The 21,810-nt window shown below is 59.1% G+C and carries 24 protein-coding genes and 1 pseudogene; 21 read left to right on the top strand and 4 right to left on the bottom strand.

What is annotated here, in order from left to right; all coding sequences use genetic code 11:
- Positions 1-126: 126 nt before the first annotated feature.
- The 11 genes from H6A20_RS00945 (at position 127) to H6A20_RS00895 (ending at position 9,100) form a co-directional block, all read left to right on the top strand.
- Positions 127-1,080: a P-loop NTPase family protein gene (locus H6A20_RS00945; RefSeq protein ID WP_204905275.1), complete on the top strand. Its 954-nt coding sequence runs from the start codon at positions 127-129 to the stop codon at positions 1,078-1,080.
- A complete protein-coding gene (locus H6A20_RS00940; protein ID WP_204905274.1) occupies positions 1,007-2,221 on the top strand; it encodes an ATPase, T2SS/T4P/T4SS family in 1,215 nt (404 codons plus the stop codon). Before H6A20_RS00945 ends, H6A20_RS00940 begins: the two co-directional genes overlap by 74 nt.
- Positions 2,106-2,924, top strand: a complete 819-nt coding sequence (locus tag H6A20_RS00935; protein WP_204905273.1) for a type II secretion system F family protein — start codon at positions 2,106-2,108, stop codon at positions 2,922-2,924. The genes H6A20_RS00940 and H6A20_RS00935 overlap by 116 nt, the downstream gene beginning before the upstream one ends.
- Positions 2,861-4,147 (top strand): hypothetical protein, encoded by a 1,287-nt coding sequence (locus H6A20_RS00930; RefSeq protein WP_243426075.1) that lies wholly within the window; start codon positions 2,861-2,863, stop codon positions 4,145-4,147. The genes H6A20_RS00935 and H6A20_RS00930 overlap by 64 nt, the downstream gene beginning before the upstream one ends.
- A gap of 44 nt (positions 4,148-4,191) precedes the next feature.
- Positions 4,192-4,368 (top strand): Flp1 family type IVb pilin, encoded by a 177-nt coding sequence (locus H6A20_RS00925; protein ID WP_204905272.1) that lies wholly within the window; start codon positions 4,192-4,194, stop codon positions 4,366-4,368.
- The gene (locus tag H6A20_RS00920) at positions 4,349-5,761 is read left to right on the top strand and encodes a DUF5702 domain-containing protein (RefSeq protein WP_338106527.1); all 1,413 of its coding nucleotides are present in this window, start codon (positions 4,349-4,351) and stop codon (positions 5,759-5,761) included. The genes H6A20_RS00925 and H6A20_RS00920 overlap by 20 nt, the downstream gene beginning before the upstream one ends.
- Positions 5,762-5,927: 166 nt before the next feature.
- Positions 5,928-6,665, top strand: a complete 738-nt coding sequence (locus H6A20_RS00915) for a pilus assembly protein (RefSeq protein WP_204905271.1) — start codon at positions 5,928-5,930, stop codon at positions 6,663-6,665.
- Complete coding sequence (locus H6A20_RS00910; protein WP_204905270.1) at positions 6,656-7,138, top strand: prepilin peptidase; 483 nt, start codon at positions 6,656-6,658, stop codon at positions 7,136-7,138. Before H6A20_RS00915 ends, H6A20_RS00910 begins: the two co-directional genes overlap by 10 nt.
- Positions 7,139-7,177: 39 nt before the next feature.
- Entirely contained in the window at positions 7,178-7,585 is a 408-nt protein-coding gene (locus H6A20_RS00905; protein ID WP_204905269.1) for a TadE/TadG family type IV pilus assembly protein, read from the top strand.
- 18 nt (positions 7,586-7,603) lie between these two features.
- The gene (locus H6A20_RS00900) at positions 7,604-8,368 is read left to right on the top strand and encodes a DUF6382 domain-containing protein (RefSeq protein WP_243426074.1); all 765 of its coding nucleotides are present in this window, start codon (positions 7,604-7,606) and stop codon (positions 8,366-8,368) included.
- Between the two features lie 126 nt (positions 8,369-8,494).
- Complete coding sequence (locus tag H6A20_RS00895) at positions 8,495-9,100, top strand: rhomboid family intramembrane serine protease (RefSeq protein WP_204905268.1); 606 nt, start codon at positions 8,495-8,497, stop codon at positions 9,098-9,100.
- 12 nt (positions 9,101-9,112) lie between these two features.
- Here the strand turns inward: H6A20_RS00895 and H6A20_RS00890 are convergent.
- Positions 9,113-9,781 (bottom strand): annotated as a pseudogene (locus tag H6A20_RS00890) (ATP-binding protein); the annotation flags it as partial.
- Between the two features lie 140 nt (positions 9,782-9,921).
- On the opposite strand from H6A20_RS00890, the gene H6A20_RS00885 reads away from it, so the two are divergent.
- Complete coding sequence (locus H6A20_RS00885; RefSeq protein ID WP_204905267.1) at positions 9,922-10,338, top strand: HIT family protein; 417 nt, start codon at positions 9,922-9,924, stop codon at positions 10,336-10,338.
- 39 nt (positions 10,339-10,377) lie between these two features.
- Positions 10,378-10,932 carry a sigma-70 family RNA polymerase sigma factor gene (locus H6A20_RS00880; RefSeq protein WP_204905266.1) on the top strand — a complete coding sequence of 185 codons (555 nt, stop codon included), beginning with the start codon at positions 10,378-10,380 and terminating at the stop codon, positions 10,930-10,932.
- Positions 10,933-10,972: 40 nt separating this feature from the next.
- Here the strand turns inward: H6A20_RS00880 and H6A20_RS00875 are convergent, their stop codons facing one another.
- The gene (locus H6A20_RS00875) at positions 10,973-12,043 is read right to left on the bottom strand and encodes an undecaprenyldiphospho-muramoylpentapeptide beta-N-acetylglucosaminyltransferase (protein WP_204905265.1); all 1,071 of its coding nucleotides are present in this window, start codon (positions 12,041-12,043) and stop codon (positions 10,973-10,975) included.
- A gap of 112 nt (positions 12,044-12,155) precedes the next feature.
- On the opposite strand from H6A20_RS00875, the gene H6A20_RS00870 reads away from it, so the two are divergent.
- Both H6A20_RS00870 and H6A20_RS00865 read left to right on the top strand, forming a co-directional pair.
- The gene (locus H6A20_RS00870) at positions 12,156-13,040 is read left to right on the top strand and encodes a DUF4367 domain-containing protein (protein ID WP_204905264.1); all 885 of its coding nucleotides are present in this window, start codon (positions 12,156-12,158) and stop codon (positions 13,038-13,040) included.
- A 77-nt stretch (positions 13,041-13,117) separates the two neighbouring features.
- Positions 13,118-13,633, top strand: a complete 516-nt coding sequence (locus H6A20_RS00865; RefSeq protein ID WP_204905263.1) for a DUF6147 family protein — start codon at positions 13,118-13,120, stop codon at positions 13,631-13,633.
- A gap of 339 nt (positions 13,634-13,972) precedes the next feature.
- Here the strand turns inward: H6A20_RS00865 and H6A20_RS00860 are convergent, their stop codons facing one another.
- The gene (locus H6A20_RS00860; protein ID WP_207750343.1) at positions 13,973-14,224 is read right to left on the bottom strand and encodes a TIGR03905 family TSCPD domain-containing protein; all 252 of its coding nucleotides are present in this window, start codon (positions 14,222-14,224) and stop codon (positions 13,973-13,975) included.
- A 103-nt stretch (positions 14,225-14,327) separates the two neighbouring features.
- Positions 14,328-15,140, bottom strand: coding sequence for a hypothetical protein (locus H6A20_RS00855; RefSeq protein ID WP_204905262.1), 813 nt, complete (start codon positions 15,138-15,140; stop codon positions 14,328-14,330).
- 370 nt (positions 15,141-15,510) lie between these two features.
- On the opposite strand from H6A20_RS00855, the gene H6A20_RS00850 reads away from it, so the two are divergent.
- The 6 genes from H6A20_RS00850 (at position 15,511) to holB (ending at position 21,808) form a co-directional block, all read left to right on the top strand.
- Positions 15,511-16,218, top strand: a complete 708-nt coding sequence (locus H6A20_RS00850) for a 5'-methylthioadenosine/adenosylhomocysteine nucleosidase (protein ID WP_204905261.1) — start codon at positions 15,511-15,513, stop codon at positions 16,216-16,218.
- 128 nt (positions 16,219-16,346) lie between these two features.
- On the top strand, positions 16,347-17,381 hold the full coding sequence (locus tag H6A20_RS00845; RefSeq protein WP_204905260.1) for a hypothetical protein: 1,035 nt from the start codon (positions 16,347-16,349) through the stop codon (positions 17,379-17,381).
- Between the two features lie 87 nt (positions 17,382-17,468).
- The gene (locus tag H6A20_RS00840; protein WP_204905259.1) at positions 17,469-18,818 is read left to right on the top strand and encodes a glucose-6-phosphate isomerase; all 1,350 of its coding nucleotides are present in this window, start codon (positions 17,469-17,471) and stop codon (positions 18,816-18,818) included.
- A gap of 15 nt (positions 18,819-18,833) precedes the next feature.
- The gene (locus tag H6A20_RS00835) at positions 18,834-20,252 is read left to right on the top strand and encodes an aminotransferase class I/II-fold pyridoxal phosphate-dependent enzyme (RefSeq protein ID WP_204905258.1); all 1,419 of its coding nucleotides are present in this window, start codon (positions 18,834-18,836) and stop codon (positions 20,250-20,252) included.
- Positions 20,245-20,832 (top strand): guanylate kinase, encoded by a 588-nt coding sequence (locus H6A20_RS00830; protein ID WP_204905257.1) that lies wholly within the window; start codon positions 20,245-20,247, stop codon positions 20,830-20,832. The genes H6A20_RS00835 and H6A20_RS00830 overlap by 8 nt, the downstream gene beginning before the upstream one ends.
- Positions 20,819-21,808: a DNA polymerase III subunit delta' gene (gene holB, locus H6A20_RS00825; protein WP_204905256.1), complete on the top strand. Its 990-nt coding sequence runs from the start codon at positions 20,819-20,821 to the stop codon at positions 21,806-21,808. Before H6A20_RS00830 ends, holB begins: the two co-directional genes overlap by 14 nt.
- Positions 21,809-21,810 lie beyond the last annotated feature (2 nt).

Here is a 21,810-nt window from a genome sequence, read left to right as displayed (position 1 = left end):
ACGGATGTTTCTGTGATTCAAGGCCGTATCGGCAGAGAATTTCAAAAACACAAAAGACACAACTGAATAGGGAACTGTAAGGAATGTATGAATGAACATGCGGGAAAGCATGTGAGGAGGTTGTATGTGAGCAGCAGAAATTTGGTCATCTGCGACCCCGAGACAGAGTATGCCGCCCGCCTTGCTGCCTTTCTGAACGGGAAACGGGAACTTGCCTTTCAAGTAAAAACATGTGGAAGTCCCGGACAGATCAGGGAAGCAGGCGGACAGGACGCGGTCGATGTCCTGCTGGTGTCGGATGCCTGCACAGTCAGCGGGGATGAGGCGGATAAGATCTTTGTCCTCGCCTCGGAGCGGGACAGCGGTCAGGAGGACGCCATCTTTAAGTACCAGTCGGGGGAGGCGGTGTGCATGCGTCTTGTGCAGCTTCTGGCAAAAGGGGAAGACGCGGCGTTTCTCGGGATCCGGAAGAAAGGAACCGGACGGATCCTGGGGTTCTACTCGCCGGTGCACCGGCTGGGGCAGACAGGGATGGCCCTGAGAAAGGGAAGGGAACTGGCCGCGGAAGAGAACGTGCTGTACCTGAATCTGGAGGCGTTCGCCGGGGCGGGACTCTATTTCCCGGAGGAGAGGAACCGGAACATGTCGGTGCTTCTCTACTATGTCAGGCAGGAGTCCAAAAAGATGGCGTCTGTCCTGGCGGGACTTGTCAGGAGGATGGACGGCATGGACTACGTGCCGCCGGCAGTCATACCGGAAGACATCCGGGATGTGAAGCCGGGCGAATGGCTCTGGCTCTTTGACGAGGTGCTCCGGACGAGCATCTACGACACCCTTGTGCTGGATATCGGGGACTGCGTGCAGGGACTTTACAGCATACTGGGAGTCTGCGATGAGATCTACATGCCCGTGGCAGATGACCCTGCCGCCGCCTCCAAGATCCGGCAGTTTGAGGATTCCCTCGGGCAGGCGGGATACATGCACGTACTGGAGAGGGTGATACGATGTGACAGAAGAAGAGCAGCTTCAGGAAAAAGTCCTGGCAAGGCTGGACCTGTCAAGAGAGATCGGGGACGATGAGCTGACGGAGCTGATCTTTCAGGTGCTGGACGAGGAGAGCGCCAGGGAGTACATCCCGCTGCAGAAGAAGGCGGAACTTGGCCGGGAGCTTTTCAACGCGTTCCGGAAGCTGGACCTTCTGCAGGATCTGATCGAGGATGAGGAGATCACGGAGATCATGATCAACGGGACGCAGAATATCTTTGTGGAGCGGAAGGGGAGGATCACCATGACGGACAAGCGCTTTCCTTCCCGGAGCAGGCTGGAGGATGTGATCCAGCAGATCGTGGCGGGGGCCAACCGGATGGTCAACGAGTCGGTGCCCATCGCGGACGCCCGGCTGCCGGACGGCTCGAGGGTCAACGTGGTCCTCTACCCGGTGGCCTTAAACGGCCCGGTGGTGACGATCCGGAAATTTCCGGCCGAGCAGATCACCATGCAGGACCTGGTCCGCCTCGGGGCGCTCAGCGAGGAGATGGCCGCCTTCCTGAAAAAACTGGTCGTTTCCGGCTACAATATCTTTATAAGCGGCGGGACGGGGTCCGGGAAGACGACCCTTTTAAACGCCCTGTCCCAGTTCATTCCGGGGGAGGAGCGGATCATCACCATCGAGGACAACGCGGAGCTGCAGATCCTGGGGGCGCCCAATCTGGTGCGCCTGGAAGCCAGGAACCCGAACATGGAGGGGGCGGGGGAGATCACCATCCGTCAGCTCATCCGCACGGCACTCAGGATGCGGCCGGACCGCATCATCGTGGGGGAGGTCCGGGGCGCGGAGACCATCGATATGATCCAGGCCATGTCCACCGGACACCGGGGAAGCCTGAGCACCGGACACTCCGACAGCCCGCAGGATATGCTGCGGCGGCTGGAGACCATGGTGCTCATGGGGATGGACATCCCGCTGGCAGCCATCCAGAGGCAGATCGCCTCCGCCATCGATATCATCATCCATGTGGGGCGGCTGCGGGACAAGAGCAGAAAAGTACTGGAGATCGTGGAGGTGCTGGACTATGCGGACGGGGAGATTCAGACAGGCTGTCTCTATGAATTTCAGGAGACGGGGACGGGACCGGGAGGGACCGTCACGGGGAAGTGGGCGAAGAAAGATCCGCTCTCCCACACGGGAAAATTACTTTCGGCAGGATATCCGGCCCCATGAATATGTGCTGGCCGTCCTGCAGTACGCGGGGTATCTCGCGGTGATCGCCTGGCTCTACTATGAGTCCGTTCGGGCCTTTCTTGTATTCGCGCCGGGCGTCTTGCTCTATCTGAGACACTGGGAACTCCAGTGCACGGAGAAAAAGAAACGGGAATTCGCCGTGCAGTTTCAGGAGGCGATCCGGTCTCTGGCAGCGTCCCTTCATGTGGGATATTCGCTGGAAAACGCCATGAAAGAAACAAAAAAAGATATAAGTATACTTTATAATGAACAAACACCCATATGCAGGGAGTTTGACTACATGATACGCCAGATCTATCTGCAGATCCCCATGGACCAGATCCTAACCGGCTGGGCCAGGCGGGTGGACCAGGAGGACGTGCGGAATTTTGTCAGCGTGTTCGTCACCGCAAAGAAGAGCGGGGGCGACTCCCTGGCCGTGATCCGCGACTCCATTTCACAGATCCGGGACAAGATGGAGATGCAGCGGGAGATCGATACGATCCTCGCTGCGAGGAAGTACGAGTTCCGGGTGATGTCCTTCATCCCCTTCGGGATCATCGCCTATATGAAGCTGAGTTTTCCGGAATTCATGGGGGCGCTGTACGGGAATCTGGCGGGAGCGGGAGTGATGAGCGCATGTCTGGCCGTCTATCTGGGAGCCTGCTATCTCGGGCAAAAAATTGTAAATATCGAAATCTGATCCTGCTTGTCCTTCTTCTGACCTTCCTGCTGTCCCTGGCGCTCCTGATCCTGGACGCGCAGCGCGCGGCCGGGGAGCAGACGCAGATCCGAAGGAACGGTTACGGGCAGGGGGACAGGGACGTGCGCCTGGACGTCACGGTGGACGGGAAGCGGGCGGACGGCCCCCTTGACGTGACGGTGGGGGAGAGGCAGTACACAGAGGAAGAGCTGCAGCAGGTCTTCTCCCGCGCCGGGAAGGAGCTGGAGACACGGATCCTGGGAGAGAACAGGGATCTGGACCACGTCACGGCGGACCTGGATCTGGTGACGGAGATACCGGACCTGCCGGTCACGGTGGAATGGGAGCTGGACCGGTATGATGTGATGAACGTGACAGGGGAGATCCAGGCGGGCGCGCTTCAGGAGGCGCTGGCCGAAGAGGCAGACGGCGTGCTCGTCGGACTCCGGGCCTTTCTTACCTACACGGAGGATCCAAAGAAGCAGGCGGTCCACGCGGTCAGCGTCCGGATCCTTGAGCCGGAGCGGACGGCCGGGGAGGAGCTGCTGGAGCGGATCCGGGAGGAGATCCGGACGTACGACGGCGGGAACCGCACGAAGGAGTCTGTCCGGCTGCCGGAGGAGGTCGGCGGGAAGGAGATCCGCTACCATCTTCCCATGGATCCCCGGGGCGGGGTGGTCCTTGTCATGGGGATCCTGACAGCAGCGCTCCTTGTCTGCCTGGAAAAGCAGAATGAGAAGAAGGAGGGGGAGAGGCGGCGGCAGCAGATGATGCTGGACTATCCCCAGATCGTAAGTCAGCTCAACCTGCTCCTGGGGGCGGGGATGAGCAGCAAGAGCGCCTGGAAGAAGATCGTGGACGATTACCAGCAAAGGAGGCAGACATCCGGAACCCGGGCTGCCTACGAGGAGATGTGCGCCGCCTGGAACGAGATGTGCGGCGGTGTTCCGGAGAAGGAGTGCTACGAGAACTTCGGCAGCAGGTGCGCCCTGCAGGCGTACATGAAGCTGGGGGCGCTTCTGTCCCAGAACCTGCGCAAAGGGACGAAGGGGCTGGCGGACGCCCTGCGGCTGGAGGGGATCCACGCCTTTGAGGAGAGGAAGGCCCTGGCGAAGCGCCGGGGGGAGGAGGCGGGGACAAAGCTGCTCCTGCCTATGTTCCTCATGCTGGCGGTGGTGCTTGTCATCGTGATCGTGCCCGCCTTTTTATCCATCCCCCTCTAGGGAAAAGCACAAACAAAAACGAGAGAAGAGAAGGAGGAAACAGTATGTGGAGAATATATTACCTGATGCATGTCCTGCGGGAGAAAAGAGGAGTCGGCGTGGTGGAGATCATCCTGATCCTGGTGGTCCTGATCGGTCTTGTGATCATTTTCAAATCCCAGCTCACCAGCCTCGTGCAGACGATCTTTGAGAAGATCACAAGTGAGAGCGCGGGCATATAGAGGCGGGGGAGAAGCCCTGCGGGGGGAGATGACGGCCTTTCTGGCGCTTATCTTCATCCTGCTCATCTCCTTTGCGGGCTCCCTTCTGGAGAGCGCTTCCATCCAGTCTGCCAAGAACTACCGCAGGGCGGATGTGAACCGGGCGCTGGAGTCGGTCTTTGCCGAGTACCAGAGGGAGCTTCTGGAAGAGTACGATCTGTTCGCGCTGGAGGGCAGCTACGAGAGCGGCTCCTGGGGTGAGGAGAAGGTGACGGGACGGCTTGCCTTCTACGGGGCGGGCAGCATGGAGCACGACATCACCCGGCTTGAGATCCTCACGGACCGGGGCGGCAGTCCCTTCCTTGTGCAGGTCGAAGACTGGGTGCGGCACCGGTACGGGCTTGACAAGCTGGAAGGCCTCCTGGGGAACGCGCAGATCTGGGGCGGACAGGAGCAGGCAGCGGAGGACTACAGGAAGAAGGAGCAGGCCGGGGAGGATCATCTGGCCTCGCTGCTGGAAGAACAGGAGCAGCAGCTACCCGAAGAGGAGAATCCGCTGGACCACGTGGAGGGGCTCAGGAAGTCGCCCCTTCTGTCCCTGGTCATGCCCCGGGACAGGCAGGTGTCGGATAAGCAGACAGATTTGTCCGGGCAGCCTTCCAGGCGCAGCCTGGTGAGCGGGTACGGTTCTTTTGATGACGTGGCAGAGCAGGGGGAGGCGTCCAGGCTGGCCCTGGGCGTCTACCTGCTGGATCACTTCTCCTGCGCCGTCCCGGAGGGGGACGGTTCCGGGGAGGAGGCGGTTGGGCCGCTTGCCTATGAGCTGGAGTACATCCTTGCCGGGAAGGCTTCGGACCGGGAAAATCTGGAGGCCGCCGTGCAGAAGATCCTGCTCATCCGCCTGGCGGCCAACTTCGCCTACATCCAGACGGACAGCGTGAGAAAGGCGGAGGCGTCCGCCATGGCAGGCACCCTGTGCGCCCTTCTGGCTGTGCCGGCCGTCATCCAGGCGGTCACCCAGGCCATCCTGTTTGCCTGGTCCTTCGGGGAGAGCATCGTGGATATCCGGGCGCTCCTGGGAGGCCGCAAGGTCCCCCTTGTCAAGGACAGCGAGAGCTGGCAGCTAACCTTGTCCTCCCTTTTGAAGCTGGGGGACGGGGAGGAGTGGAACGAGGGGAAAGATACCACGGGCGGCATGGCTTACAGGGACTACATCCAGATGCTCCTGTTCCTGACCGGGACCGGGGAGGCGGCCATGCGAAGCCTGGACCTGATCGAGATGGACCTGCGCACGGAGAAAGGGCTGGACTGGTTCCGGGCCGATCACTGCATCACAAAGCTGGAGCTGGACAGCAGGTGCAGCCTCCGCAGGGGGATCTCCTACCGTTTTTCAACGTATTTTGGTTACAACTGACACAGCGGGGGACACAGAGGGACGCCCTCTTAGTCCATGATCTATTTTCAGAAAGGAGACTGGCATGCTGTTCCCGGATATTATATTTCATTCCCATCTTACTTCCTCACACGCCCGAAAGGGCATCTTCGCAAAGAGGGCGTCCCTCTGTGTCCCCGCGCGCTGTATGTTCTGCGGCAGCATTACCGTGGAGGCAGCAGCGGCCCTGCCCCTGTTTTTCTTCGCGGTGCTGGCCCTGTGCTGCATGCTGGAGGTGACGGCGGTGCGGACGAGCATCCGCTGCGGCCTGCAGTATGCGGGCAAAGCGGCGGCGGAGACGGCTTATGCAAAACCGTTCCTCCTGCCGGGCAGCATAGAGCAGGACCTGGTGCAGGCGGCCGGCGCGGACAGGCTGGACCGGAGCCTTGTGGAGAGCGGGAGCGGCGGCATCCGCTGCGAGGGATCCCGCATGTCCATGGTGACGGGGATCATGGAACTGGAGGCCGCCTACCGGGTCCGCCTGCCCCTGCCTGTCTTTGGCGGGGTGTCGGTCCCCATGGAGGAGAGCCTGCGGGTCAAGGGCTGGACCGGGTATGAGAAGGCCGGGCTCCTGACAGGAGAGGAGGAGACCGTGTATGTCACGGAGACAGGGATGGTCTACCACAGGGATTACCACTGCACCTACCTGGAACTATCCATCCAGATGGTGCCGGCGTCCGCCTTGGACGGGCTTCGCAATGAAAGCCAGGGAAAGTATTACCCCTGCAGCGGCTGCGTGCACGGGGAAGCCCACGGCCTTGTCTATGTCACAGACTACGGGGAGAAGTATCACAGCAGCTTGAACTGCAGCGGACTGAAGCGGACGGTGTACGCCTTGCCCCTGTCCGAGGCGGTGGGGAAGGGGGCGTGTTCAAAATGCGGATAGGACCGTGGTGGCTGGATGTGGAAAGGCTGGGGGAGATTCTGACGGCGGAGCATCTCATCTGTCTCGCCTTTCTTCTTGGCATCTCTGTCTATGACATCTGGTTCCGCCGGATCTCCGGTTTTGTCCTTCTTGTGGCGGGGATCCTGGCGGCGGGGTGTACCGTCGTAAAAGGCGCCGCCTGGTGGCCGGCCGCGGCGGCGGGCGCGCTGGCCGGGGCGATGCTCCTTCTGACCGCGCGCCTTACGCGCGAGGCGGTGGGCTATGGGGACGGCTGGCTGGTGACGGTGCTGGGGCTCTACCTCGGCTTCTGGCAGCTCATGGAAGTGCTGGCATCCGCCTGGGTCCTGCTGGCCTGTGCCGCCTGCATCTGTCTGGCCAGGAAGCGCTGGTCCCGGAAGGCGGCCCTTCCCATGGCGCCGTTTGTCACGGCGGGCTTCCTGTTTTTCCTGGCGGCGGAGTACGCGGGGCCGTAGCGGGAGAAAAGGGCGCATGTCCGGGAAGGAGGCGGGACGATGAGGAGAAGACGAAACCGTACATGTAAGGGGAGCCTTACCGTGGAAGCGGCCTTTCTCATGCCGCTGGTGGGGCTGATCCTTGTGAGCAGCCTGCTGCTTTTATTTTATTTTCATGACAAGAATATCATTTCCTCCTGCGCCTATGAGACGGCGGTGATCGGGAGCACGAAGGCCAGGGAGCGGGAGGGGGCCGACGCCGCCCTTCTGCAGCAGGCGTTCCGGGATAGGATCCGGGGCAAGTGCATCTTTTTCCCGGGCGCGGAGGCACAGATAGAAGTCGGGGAGGAAGAGATCACGGTCCGCGCGTCTGCCGTGCGCAGAGGGCTGCACCTGCAGGTGGAGCAGCGGGCGGCGGTGACGGATCCGGAGGAGCACATCCGGGATCTGCGCAGACTGACAGGATGAGGAAGAGGGAGGATGGATATGGAAGAGATGGAACGGGAATACGGGATCAGGCACGCCGACGTGCGCCGGGGGCTGGACGGCGCGGTGCTCGTGCTGGAGGGATCCGGGGAATACGCGGAGGACTACCAGATCCGCATGCTGGAGGAAAATGCGGTCCGGGGTCTTCTGCCCGTGCGGGGGCGCGGCGAGGACGGGGCCAGCGTGTATGAGTACGAGGTCAGCGGCAAGATCTCCATGAAGACAAAATACAGGGAGGCGAAAATGAGCGGAAAAGAGATGCTGCAGTTCATCTCCGACCTCCTCGGCGTCATACAGGAGGTGAACAGCCACCTGCTCTGCCCGGACCGGCTGCTTCTTGATCCGGCGTACATCTTCTGGGAGGACGGGGTCTACAGCTTCTGCTACTGGCCGGCCGGCGGCCGGAATATATGGGAGGCGTTCCACAGCCTGACTGAGTCCTTTGTGCAGTGGACGGATTACCGGGATGACGAGAGCGTGCGGACCTCCTTCCTTTTGCACCGGGAGACGATGCGGGAAAATTACAGCCTCCACAAGATCACGAAAAAGCTGGAGGAGATGCAGCAGCCGTCCGCGCCGGAACAGGAGGAGGCCCTGCCCTATGACACGGCGGAGCACGACTGGATCGCCCGGCAGGAGGCGGGCAGCAGCATCATGCGGGAGACGGAGAATATGTGGCACCCGGTGCGGGATTTCCTGCGCCGCCACAGGAAGCCCGGATGGAGGGACTGGGACGGGATCTATATAGACGAGGAGGAACTGTGAGAGAGGTGATTTTCTATACACGGTTTTTAGAACAACCGTATCCAGACAGGGGCGCTTTATGCTATAATAAAGCATAACCGATCATCATCCCTGCGCGGCGCGCAGCCGGGAAGAAAGGAAGAGAGTATGTACCGGAAAAAAGCACCCTGCACCATCGCCCTGATCGCCCTGAATGCTGCCGTATTTATCTTCCTCAGCTTCGGCGGGATGACGGAGGACGCATACTATATGCTGCAAAACGGCGCCATGTATGTGCCGCTCCTAAAGGAGGGCGAATACTACCGGCTGTTTACGTCCATCTTCCTCCACTTCGGGTTCTCCCACCTGGTCAACAACATGCTGATGCTGGGAGTGATGGGCTGGCAGTTGGAGCTTGTCCTGGGGAAGCTGAAGTTCCTGCTCCTCTACTTTGCGGCCGGGCTTTGCGGCAACCTCCTCTCGGCGTTCGCGGAGATAAGGACCGGGGAGTACGCGGTGAGCGCAGGGGCGTCAGGCGCCATTTTCGGGATCATCGGGGCGCTTCTGTACATTGCGCTTCGCAACCACGGGCGGATCGGAACGGTCTCCGGGCAGGGGATCCTGCTCATGATCGCCCTCACATTGTACTACGGGTTCACCAGCTCCGGCGTTGACAATTTCGCCCACATCGGCGGACTGGCCGCCGGGTTTCTCCTGTCCGTGCTCCTGTACCGGAAGAAAGACCCGGAATTCGGTTCCGGCCTGTACAGATGACCGGACCAGGATGCGGCCGCCGTGGGCTCTTACGGTCCGGTCGGCAATAGCCAGGCCAAGCCCCGTGCCGTTCGGCTTGCAGGTGAAGAAGGGCTCAAAGATATGGGAAAGCTGTTCCTTCGGGATGCCGCAGCCGGTGTCGCGGACCGTGACGAGGATGCAGGCTTCCCCCGGCGCGGAAGGTCCGTCCCCGGCGCGAGGCCCGGCGGGCAGGAAGGAGGCGTCCAGGAAGATGGAGCCGGCGCCGTCCACCGCCTCTCCGGCGTTGCGCAGAAGGTTGAGGAATACTTCCCGCAGCCGGATCCGGTCGCCCCGGATGACGGGGAGGGCAGGGTCCAGGCGGGACGTGAACGTTACAGGGCCGTCCGCGCAGGAAGCGGCGAAGGAGAGGACAAGCTCCTCCATGAAAGCGCGGAAGGAGAACGCGGACAGGCGCAGGGAGCGGCTGTGGTTCAGGCTGGATAAGTCTGTCAGCAGCGCCTGCATGTACTCCACATCCTGGCGCATGGACTGCCAGTACTTGTCCGAGGTGATCTTCGGATGCCTTGTCTCCAGAAGCTGGAGCGTGCTGTACACGAGGGTCAGGGGATTGCGGATCTCATGGCTGATGGCCGCGACGGACTCCTCGTGGGCGGACAGAAGCTTCTCCAGAAGCGCGCGGTTTTCCGCGTTTTCTGCCATTAAATGCTGTAGTTTGTCGTAATCTGCAGAGGTGAACAACGTTTATCACCGCCCTTTCTGGACAACCAGTTTAGCATCGGCGGATGAAATATTCAATCACTATTTTTTAAACCATTTTTTAAAGAAAGAAGGAAAAGAAAATGAGAGATGACAACTGTATTTTCTGCAAGATCGCAAACGGGGAGATCCCCTCTGCGACCATCTATGAGGACGACGACTTCCGGGCGATCCTGGATCTGGGGCCGGCCTCGAGGGGACACGCGCTCCTGCTTCCGAAGGAGCACTACGCGGACCTCTACGCCCTGCCGGATGAGGTGGCGGCAAAGGTCCTTCCCGTGGCAAAGAAGATCGTGTCCCGCATGAAGGACGTGCTCGGGTGCGACGGCTACAACCTGGTGCAGAATAACGGGGAGCCGGCAGGACAGACGGTGTTCCACTTCCATATGCATATGATCCCCCGCTATGAGAACGACGGCGTGGGCCTTGGCTGGAAGATGGGGACGCTCACGGATGAGGACCGGGACGAGATCCTGAAGAAGCTGAGCGGGGAACAGTAGTCTCCGGGCCCGGATTAACAGCAGATAAAGGAAAATGATGTGGGAACAGAGTTTATGGGAAGACCCGGCTTTGAAGCGGTGTACGATGCGTATAAGGATCTCGTCTTCCAGACGGCATATCTGTATCTGAAAGACTGGTATGCCGCAGAAGATATCATGCAGGAGACTTTTCTGCGCTACTACATCTACATGGAGCACACAAAGGTGGAGAATGCCAGGAAGTGGCTGCTCACTGCGGCGAAGAACATGGCGCTCAATCACATACGGGACATCGCCCGCAGTACGTCCCTTGGCATGGAAGAAGACGAGGAAGGCAGCCTCGGATCAGAGGAGAGCAGTGAGGATATCTTCTTTGCCAGGCTGTGGAGGCGGGAAGTGATCCGGTCGGCGGACACGATCCTTGGCGCCCTCTACCGGAAAAGCCGGAGATGGTTTGACGCGGTGACGCTTGTGTACTGTATGGGGAAACCGCAGAAAGAAGTGGCGGCGTGCATGGGCATGAGCCTGGACAGCTTTCAGAGCATGCTGTACAGGGCTAAGAACTGGATAAAGAAACATTACAGGGAAGAATATGACCATATCTATAGAACGTAAAAACAGGTGTCATTTCGACACCTGTTTTTTCACAAACCTTTTACCGGCCATTGACAGCAGCCTCAATCAGATCGATGATGGTATCGATCGAATCCTGCTGGCGGGACCGTGACATGGCGTCCGTATAGGACTGCCTGTTCTCATACAACTGGCGGATGCAGGAGAGGAACTTCTCATCCGTGATCTCCTCTTCCTCCAGGACCATGCTGAAGCCCTGCCGCTCAAAAGAGCGGGCGTTCAGGAGCTGGTCGCCGCGGCTTGCGTTCGCAGACAGGGGGATCAGGAGGTTGGGCTTGTGCAGGGCCAGGAGCTCGCAGATGGCGTTGGCCCCCGCCCGGGAGATGACGATATCCGTCAGGGCGAAGAGATCCTTGAGCTCATCCTTGATGTATTCGTACTGCACGTAGCCGTTCAGGTTATTGAGCGTCGGGTCGAGCTTGCCGCGGCCGCACAGATGGATCACCTGGAAGTCCTTCAGAAGCTCCGGCAGGCAGCTTCGCACCGCATTGTTGACCGCCACGGCACCCAGACTTCCCCCGATGATAAGGATCACCGGTTTGTCTTCCGTCAGTCCTGTGAAGTCCCGGGCCTTCTGCGCATCCCCCTCCAGGAGTTCCTGGCGGATCGGGGAGCCGGTCAGCACCGCCTTGTCGGCGGGGAGCAGTTCCACGGTCTCCGGGAAGTTGCAGCACACCTTTGCGGCGGAGGGGAAGGACAGCTTGTTGGCAAGGCCGGGCGTCATATCCGACTCGTGGATGATGACAGGCACCTTGCACTTCTTTCCGGCCATGACCACAGGAACGGATACAAACCCTCCCTTGGAGAAGATCACGTCCGGCTTCAGCAGTTTGATGAGCCGCTTGGCCTCGCCGAATCCCTTCAGCACGCGGAACGGGTCCGTGAAGTTCTGTACGCTGAAGTAGCGGCGCAGTTTTCCGGAGGATATTCCGTGGTAGGGGATCCCGAACTGTTCGATCAGCTCCTTCTCGATGCCGTTGTAGGAGCCGATGTAGTGGATATCATACTGTAACTCCCGAAGCCGGGGGAGAAGAGCGATATTCGGGGTGACGTGTCCCGCGGTACCGCCGCCTGTTAAGATAATACGTTTCATGATACTGTATTCCTCCGATTCATAGTTCTATCACAATTGTAAACGCATGGATGCCGGGGGTCAAGAAAAAGTGTGGATCGCGCCGTGAAAGAGGCGATCAGAGAGGAGATCCATGAGAGAAGAAAACAGCAAGATACATGCAGAGGAAGAGCGAAAGAACGAGGAGGCCTTTGCCGCGTTCATGCAGGAGCAACTGGACCGGGAGGCGGCGCAGATCGAGGAGGAACTGGCGAAGTCCCCGGAGCTCGCCGGCTTGTCGCCCGATGACAGCGCGAAGGAAAAGCTCTATGAGAAGATCGAAGCCTACGAGCGGCAGCAGGCATACGGCCGCCTCTCCCCGGAGGATCAGGAGGCGCTGCGCCTGGGACGGCAGATCCAGCGGGAGCGGGAAGGATCGAAGGCGTCCCGCATCCACGCCCGCTTCTTCAAGCGCGCCGCCGGCATCGCCGCAGTGGTAGCGATCGTGGCTGCCGTGGGGATCACGGGCGTCGGCGGGCCGGCCAGGGTGATGGAGGTGCTAAAGCAGGCGATTGGGGACAGGGAGATGACGAAAGTAAATTCGGATGAGGAAGATACCGTTAATTCGGGAGAAAATTTGGAAGAACAGGCGTATCAGGAGATAAAGGATGTTTTTGGGATTGATCCGGTGAGAATTGTACAGAGATCGGAAGAGATAAAGTTTTCTTATATGGAGTTAGATGAAGAACTTCAAACAGCCTTTATTCTATATTTGAAGCAGGATAAGACTCTCTCATATATCATCAATATCTCTCATAGTGATGGGGCGTGGGGATACGATATTGAGGACGGGCTGATCAAAGAGTATATATATGACTTGGGAAAGACGAAAGTCACAGTTCAGAAATATGAGATAGAACAGACAAAAGAGACGGAATACAGTGCCAGTTTCGACTACAAAGATGTGCATTATCAGCTTACCGGCATAATGACAGAAGAAGATCTGGAAGAAATTTTGGATAATTTACATTTTTTGTAAAAAACGCGTCAGTTTTTGGAAGTTCATGTGTCTTATTATATGGAAAGAAAAGCAGAACAAAAGGAGGAGGGATAAACTTGAAAAAAAGACTAATATCTGTGCTTTTTGCAGCCATGCTGGTGGCGGGCCTTACCATTACGACAGAACTCCAGAGCAAGGCTAATGAAAGCGGGCCTCAAATAGACGGCTCCTACCTGACGTGGGAGAGCGAGAGCACAGGTATTGCAGGCGCGATGACGCGGGGGGCAGATCTGCAGGCAGGCTACTCCAAGATTCGGGAGATGGGTCCGGAACTGCTCTATGCAGGCGGGACAACCATCGCTCAGCATGACGTTGAGTCGGTACAAGTCTCGGTTATGGTTGAAAGAATCAAAGATGAGGACGGAGAATGGGAGTTTGTAGACTCCTGGCACAAGGAGAACAAAAACACCTATTCTGTCAGCACAAGCAGGCGGATGGAAGTGGAGGGAGACTGGTACTACCGGGTGCGCTGCATTCATTCAGCGGGCAACGACATGAGCAGCTCATACACGGACGGTCTCTATATCCATGAAGCCAACCCTAATGCGCCTGAAGAAGACGAAGAAACCTAAGTAAAAAAAACAAAAACAAAAAACCCAAGAGAACAAGAAACACGATCATGTATCGTGTCCCCTGCGGGGGTTACCAATCCCATCCTGCCGGGCTGCTGCATCTGCTGTTTTGCGGTGCACTTTAAGGAAACAAAAGAATGAAAAAATACAAGAATTTCCTTACGTTGATAAGCCGTCACAAAGGCCCGCATGGGCTAAAGCCGTCGTGAAACAGCGGATACAGCAGTCCGGCAGGACATAAGAGAACGCACAACAAAAAAAGAAAAACCAAACGAAAGAGAGGGCGCTGCCACATATATGGCGGTGAGCCCTCTCTTTCCAATGTCCGTATATTTCTTTTTACTGTGCCTGTGCCTTCGCCATCCGCAGCGCTTTCGCGAGCTGGTCCGGGCAGGAGGTGGGCTTGAAGCCGCAGCGGATCCCCTCGATCCGGGAGATGGCTTCGTCTACGTTCATGCCCTGCACAAGGCGGGCGACACCCTGCGTGTTGCCGGAGCAGCCGCCTGTGAATTCTACAGATTTAACCGTGTCGCCGTCCAGCTCCACGCGGATCATCTGGGAACAGACTCCCTGGGGTTTGAACTGTATCATATGGAAAGACCTCCTCATCTTCTGTGCTCTCCCGCGCAGGGAACTGCAGGGCGGGAGAAGCCTGATCTTGTCGAGGGAATTATAGCAGAAAAGCCGGGAGAAATCAAATCCCGTATTTCCTGTAGAGGGATTCCCGGTACTCGGGATCCGAGGCGGCTTTGATGATCAGCTCCGGCTTTTTCTCCTGATCCAGAAGGAGGATAAGACGGCTGTATCGCTGCGTCCCCTCTTCCCTGCCCTGGTTCACGGCATCCTCCCATATCATCTGGCCGAGTTTTGTCATAACGATCGCCTCCTTCACTTTGCTCAGATCTTCGTTGTTCAGAAATTTGACTGCGAAAGCATAGAGAATTGCTTCCATTTTCCGGATCTCTGACGGATCAAACGCGGATTCTGCGGACCGCAGGATCCGGATGCCCTGCAGGATCCGCTCCGGCTGCGCCATTTTACCGGCCATGAGAGGAGAGAGAAGTACCGGGATCATGTCCTCCCGTGTCGGCGCGGGCGCATTCCCGCCTGCGAACCGTGCAAAGACGTTGTCGGAGATGTCGTCCTTCAGGCGGATCAGGCGGACCCGGTATGTGTTGATCCCCTCCGTGATGCTGTCCTTCAGATGTTTCACGGCGGAAGAACAGATAACGTACGTGATGACCGGCGCGCCTATGCGCCGCGCGGTGGAAGCCTCATACTCGCGGAAACGTCTCAGGTCCGCGGAGGAGACGGAGTCGCTCTCGAATTCAAAATGGTACCAGAGGCCGTTTTCCATCTCGTAGAGAAAATCCTCGTACATATGCCGTGTTTCCAGCTCCACCAGTTCTGTCGGCGCGCTCCGGAGCGCCTTTTCCCGGATCCCAAGCCAGTGGATCATCTCGTCGCCAAAGTAGTCGGCGGCCGATTTGAGAGCAAGGTCCTCCAAATGCCCCGGACTGCGGTTTCTTTTGTCCTTTTCCTGCAATATGCCCTCCCTTTCCAGCAAGTGCAGGAACTGTCTCCTTGTCGTACTTTTATTGTAACATAACAGACGGCAGAATGCTTTTTTATTTTCGTTTACAGTAAGATGTTTTTCGCTTGGATACCTGCCCGATCCGGGCAAAGATAAGCAGTAGATACGGATAGAAAGATCCGGATGAATACCTGCGGACATAGGGGACAGCGCCCTGCGTCTGCCATCTGCAGTAACCATAACATAAAACAGCGGGAAAAACAATCCCCGCACATTGCAAACCCCTCCCGTCCACGCTATAATAGATACGCTGAAAAAGGACTGTGAAACGGAGGATATACAAATGATCGGAATCATCGGAGCCATGGAAGAAGAAGTCGCCGCGCTCAAAGAAGAGATGCAGGTGCAGGAGACAAAAGAGATCGCCGGCATGACCTTTGTGAAAGGCGTGCTGTGCGGGAAGGAGGCCGTGGTGGTGCGAAGCGGCATCGGGAAGGTGAACGCGGCCCTGTGCGCCCAGATCCTGGCGTCTGTGTTCGGTGTGCACGCGCTCATCAACACAGGGATCGCGGGATCGCTGGACGCCCGGATCGACATCGGGGACATCGTCATATCCACGGACGCCCTCTACCACGACATGGACGCCACCACCTTCGGCGACCCGGCGGGGCAGGTGCCCCGGATGGACGTGTTCTCCTTCCCGGCGGATCCTGGCCTGGTGGAACTGGCGCGGGAGGCCAACGAGGAGGCCAACCCGGATATCCGCACTTTTGTGGGGCGGGTCGTGTCGGGCGACCAGTTCATCTCGGATGCGGATGTGAAGAGCCGGATCAAGCGGCTGTTCGATCCCCTCTGCACGGAGATGGAGGGGGCCGGCATCGCCCACGCGGCGTACCTCAACCATATTTCGTGCGTCATCATCCGGGCTATTTCGGACAAAGCCGACAACAGCGCCACGGAGGACTATCCGGCCTTTGAGAAGAAGGCGATCGTCCACAACGTAAGGCTTGTCAGGGCCCTTCTCCCGAAAATACAGGAGGAGTCCCTGTAGGGCGGCCGTCAGGATCCGCGGGAAAACGACCGGTTCCCCCTGCCGGCAGGTCGGAATGTGCAGAACGGTTTTGCTGGTGTCCCTCCGGGATCTGAGTATAATCAGAACCATAGAAGGAGGGTAAAAGCATGTTGGAAATGGTACTGGACAGACATATGATAGTGATCCTGATAGGAGGCGCCGCCGTTGTGGGCGTGGTGAGCAAGATCCTGGCGGGCGCCTCCCTGCGCCGGCTGGTGCGCGCCGCAGGCAATATGGGCAAGAGCAGCCATCCCCTGATCCGCCTGGTAAAAGCCCGGTTTGAGCACGCCTGCATGGTGAGCGACCGGGTGCAGAACGTGGAGGTGTTCGTGGAGAAATACCTCCATGAATACAGGACGGCGGGACTTAAGCTCCACACATGGCGGAGGCTGGAGCGGGCGGGCGTGTGGCTGTGCCTTCTCTTCGGGCTGGCCGGGGCCGGCGCCTGGTACGGGGTGTACGGCATGTCCGACGGGGTGCTTCAGTACGCGGCCGGCGGGGCCGGGGCGGCGGTCCTTGTCTTCCTCTTCCAACTGACGGGGGACGAGCGGTATCAGATGACGGTGATCCGCAACTATATGGTGGATCATCTGGAAAACGTCTGCGCGCACCGCTATGAGAAAATGCAGGCCGGCAAAGTGAAAGAGGAATGGAAGGCCATGGCGCCGCCGCAGGAGGCGAAGGCGGAGTCCGCCCGGCAGGAGCTGGAGCAGGCGATCCCCTGCCCGGAGGAGGGGTGGCCCCTGCCAGGTGTGTCTGCTTCGCAGGCTGCGCCAGGGGAGATTTCCATAGAGGAGGCCGCGGCCCAGAGAGGGCAGGAGAGCCGGATGGAACCGGCCGCCGGGGCGAAGGCAGCCGTCCGGGCCGAACCTGTCCGGCAGGCGGGGACGCCTGTCCGGGGAGAGGTGCGTGAAGATCTTTGGGGAGACCTGCAGGAAGAGCCGCGGGAAGATTTTCGGGGAGACCTGCGGACGGAGGCGCAGAGCGCGCCGGCGGATGTGCCTGTGAAGGAAGCTGCGGAACCGGACAGGAGCCGGCGTCCCGCCGCAGCCGCATCCCGCCGCCGGGAGGCGGGAAGGGATCAGGAGGAGGCATCCCGGGAGGTGCGGATCCGGGAGATACTGGAGGAGTTTTTAGCTTGATTATGCCCGGCAATACTGTTAAAATAAATTTAGCTATGAGGTTTTTTACCACGGCATGCAAAACGAAAAGAGAAAGAAGGGTCTACCATGAGCAGTAAAGTGACATTTGACTATTCCAAAGCAATGACATGTATCAAGGACCATGAGATCGAGTCCATGAAAGGGATCGTGGAGAACGCGAAGAACGTGCTGGTAAGCGGCACCGGGGCCGGCAACGATTACATCGGCTGGGTCAATCTTCCTGTAGATTACGACAAGGAGGAATTCGCACGCATAAAGAAGGCGGCGCAGAAGATCCAGAGCGACTCCGAGGTGCTGATCGTCATCGGCATCGGCGGCTCCTACCTGGGAGCAAGGGCTGCCATCGAGTTCCTGCGCCACAGCTTCTACAACATGGTTTCCAAAGAGATCCGCAAGACCCCTGAGATCTACTATGCCGGAAACAGCATCAGCAGCACCTATCTCAGGGACCTGATCGACGTGATCGGCGACCGTGATTTCTCTGTCAATATCATCTCCAAGTCCGGCACCACGACCGAGCCGGCCATTGCATTCCGCGTGTTCAAGGAGATGCTGGAGAAGAAGTACGGCAAGGCCGAGGCTGCGAAGCGTATCTACGCCACCACGGACAAGGCCCGCGGCGCGCTGAAGAACCTGGCCACAGAGGAAGGCTACGAGACCTTCGTCGTGCCGGATGATGTGGGAGGACGTTTCTCCGTTCTCACGGCAGTCGGACTTCTGCCCATCGCAGTCAGCGGCGCGGATATCGCGAAGCTCATGGAGGGCGCGGCGGCCGGAAGGGAGCTGGCGCTTCAGAAAGCCTTTGAGGAGAACGACGCGCTCCAGTACGCGGCGGTCCGCAATATCCTCCACAGAAAGGGCAAATCCGTGGAAGTGCTGGCCAACTATGAGCCGAGCCTCCACTATGTATCCGAGTGGTGGAAGCAGCTCTACGGCGAGAGCGAGGGCAAGGACCAGAAGGGCATCTTCCCGGCGTCCGTAGACCTGACGACGGACCTGCACTCCATGGGACAGTTCATCCAGGACGGCAGCCGCATCATGTATGAGACGGTGCTGAACGTGGAGACTTCCAGGGAGGAAGTGCTGATCGGCGAGGAGCCGGTAGATCTGGACGGCCTCAACTACCTGGCCGGAAAGAATATGGACTTTGTGAACAAGAGCGCCATGAACGGAACGGTTCTGGCCCACACGGACGGCAATGTGCCGAACCTGATGGTGAACATTCCGGAGCAGAACGAATTTTATCTCGGAGAGCTCTTCTACTTCTTCGAGTTCGCCTGCGGCGTCAGCGGCTACGTGTCCGGCGTGAACCCCTTCAACCAGCCGGGCGTGGAGAGCTACAAGAAGAATATGTTCGCCCTGCTTGGCAAGCCGGGCTACGAGAAGGAGAGAGAGGAACTCCTTCGGAGATTATAGGACAGAGGATACTGCATGGATACACTTTACGACAGACTGCGCCGGTATGAGGCGTCCGATTACTACGGGTTCCACATGCCGGGGCACAAGAGAAACACACAGCGCTTCGGCGCCGGCCTTCCCTACGGGATCGACATTACGGAGATCGAAGGGTTCGACGATCTCCACCACCCGTCCGGGATCCTGAAGGAGTGCCAGGAGGAGGCGTCCCGCCTCTACGGCGCGGAGGAGACAAGGTATCTGGTGAACGGCAGCACGGCCGGGATCCTGAGCGCCATCCTGGGCTGCACCCGGAAGGGGGACCAGGTGCTGGTGGGGCGCAACTGCCACAAATCCGTGTACCATGCCATCTATATGAACGAGCTGGAGCCGGTGTACCTGTACCCCGGCTTCCGGCCTGATCTCCAGTTGAATACGGAACTATCCGTAAGCGCAGTGCAAGCTGCGCTTAATGAGCATTCCAGGATACGGGCGGTGATCCTTGTCTCTCCCACCTATGACGGGGTCGTCTCGGACATCCGGGGCATCGCGCAGGCCGCGCACGACAGGGGGATTCCGCTGATCGTGGACGAGGCCCACGGCGCTCACTTCGGGTTCCACCCGTACTTTCCGGAGAGCGCGGTGCGGCTGGGGGCGGATGTGGTCATCCACAGCCTGCACAAGACGCTGCCGGCCCTGACTCAGACAGCCCTCCTCCACGTGAGCGGACATCTGGCGGACCGGGAGCGGATCTTCCGGTACCTGGACATGCTGCAGTCCAGCAGCCCCTCCTACGTGCTGATGGCCGGGATCGACCGGTGCATCCGCCTGCTGCGGGACAGGCGTAAGGAACTGTTTGCATCCTACGTGGAGGAACTGGAGCGACTCCGGGCAGGGCTTGGAGGGATGGAGCACCTCTTTCTGGCGCAGACAAAGCGGTACGACAGGTCCAGGCTCGCCATCGTGACGGCCCGCGCGGGCATGAGCGGCCGGGCGCTGTACATGCGCCTCCTTGCGGACTACCATCTCCAGCTTGAGATGGCGGCCGGCTCCTACGCCCTCGCCATGACGAGTGTGGGAGATACGAGGGAAGGCCTGGAGCGGCTCGGCCGGGCGCTGCGGGAGATCGACAGCCGTGCCGGAGCGCGCGGCGGCGGGACGGAAGAGCCGGATCCGGCGGCGGGGGCGCTGCCGGTCAATGAGCAGGTGTTTACCATCGCCGGCATGGAGGAGGAAATCCGGCGGGGAGGGCGCATCGCCCGCGTGCCCCTGGAGGCATGCGCCGGGCATATCGCGGCCTCGTATGTCTATCTGTATCCGCCCGGCATCCCCCTGGCTGCGCCGGGGGAACGGATAAGCCGGGAGACGGTCAGGCATCTGCTTGACAGCAGGCGGCAGGGATTTTCCCTGGAAGGCCTGGAAGAAGGGAACATGAAGGTCTGGATCCATGGGTAAGATATACTATATAATAGGAAAAAGCGCATCGGGCAAGGACACGCTCTTTAAGGAGCTGCTGGCCCGCATCCCGGATCTCGGGCGCGTGGTGCCGTACACCACCCGGCCCATGCGGGAACAGGAACAGGACGGCGTGGATTATCGCTTTACAGATGAGGCGGGCGTGAAGCGTCTGGCGGACGCGGGGCGGATCATCGAACTGCGCGCCTACGACACGGCCTGCGGCGTCTGGAAATATTTTACGGCGGACGACGGGCAGATCGACCTGGAGGCAGGCGACTACCTCATGATCGGGACGCTGGAGTCGTACGAAAAGATGCTGGAATACTATGGGGCGGCGCATGTCGTGCCCCTTTACATAGAAGTGGAGGACGGCGAGCGGCTGTCCCGCGCGCTGGCGCGGGAGCGGCAGCAGGCACAGCCGAAGTACAAAGAGATGTGCCGCCGGTTCCTCGCGGATGAGGAGGATTTCTCGGAGGAGAACCTGCGCAGGCTGGGGATCAGCCGCCGGTTCTGCAACGGGGACGCAAAACACTGTTTGGAAGAGATCACAGAGGTAATATACAATGGGAAGCTTTAAAGACGTAGTGGGACATAAGGATATCATCAATTATATACGCAGCGCCGTGACGGAGAACAGGGTCTCCCACGCCTACATCCTGAACGGGGAGAGGGGAGCGGGCAAGAAGATGCTGGCAAGCCTGTTCGCCATGACGCTGCTGTGCGAGAAGCAGGGGCCCGAGCCCTGCAACGAATGCCATTCCTGCCGCCAGGCGAACAGCGGGAACCATCCGGATATCATCCGGGTGACCCACGAGAAGCCGAACTCCATCAGCGTGGACGACATCCGCCGGCAGGTCAACGACGATATCCAGATCAAGCCCTACCAGGGGCCCTGGAAGATCTACATCATTGCGGAGGCGGACCTGATGACTGTGCAGGCGCAGAACGCGCTCCTCAAGACGATCGAGGAGCCGCCGGCATATGCGGTCATCTTCCTGCTCACAGAGAACGCGGAGGCGCTGCTCCCCACGATCACGTCCAGATGTGTGATGCTGAAGCTGCGCAACATCAAGGATACGCTGATCCGCAAATACCTGATGGAGCAGCTCCACGTGCCGGACTACCGGGCGGACATGTGCACCGCTTTTGCCCAGGGCAATATGGGGCGGGCCATCATGCTGGCGAATTCCGAGCACTTCAACGAGATCCGGGAGGAAGCGGTGCAGCTTCTGAAATATATCAACGAGATGGACATCAGCGAGATCGCCAAAGCCGTGAAGCGGATCACGGCCTACAAGCTGGAGATCACGGATTACCTGGATATCATCATGATATGGTACCGGGACGTGCTGCTGTACAAAGCGACAAAGGAAGTGGACAAGGTCGTGTTCCGGGACCAGATCGACGCCATCCGGGAGCGCGCGAAGAAGAGCTCCTACGAGGGGATCGAGCTGATCCTGGAGAGCCTGGAGAAGGCCAAGACGCGGCTGAAGGCGAACGTGAATTTCGATCTTGTCATGGAACTTCTGTTTCTGACGATAAAGGAGAACTGATC

The organism is Mordavella massiliensis, assembly GCF_016901695.1.
Classification (GTDB): Bacteria; Bacillota; Clostridia; order Lachnospirales; family Lachnospiraceae; genus Claveliimonas; species Claveliimonas massiliensis_A.
The sequence above is the reverse complement of the archived record's forward strand: the minus strand, read 5'-3'. Positions and strand labels throughout refer to the sequence as shown.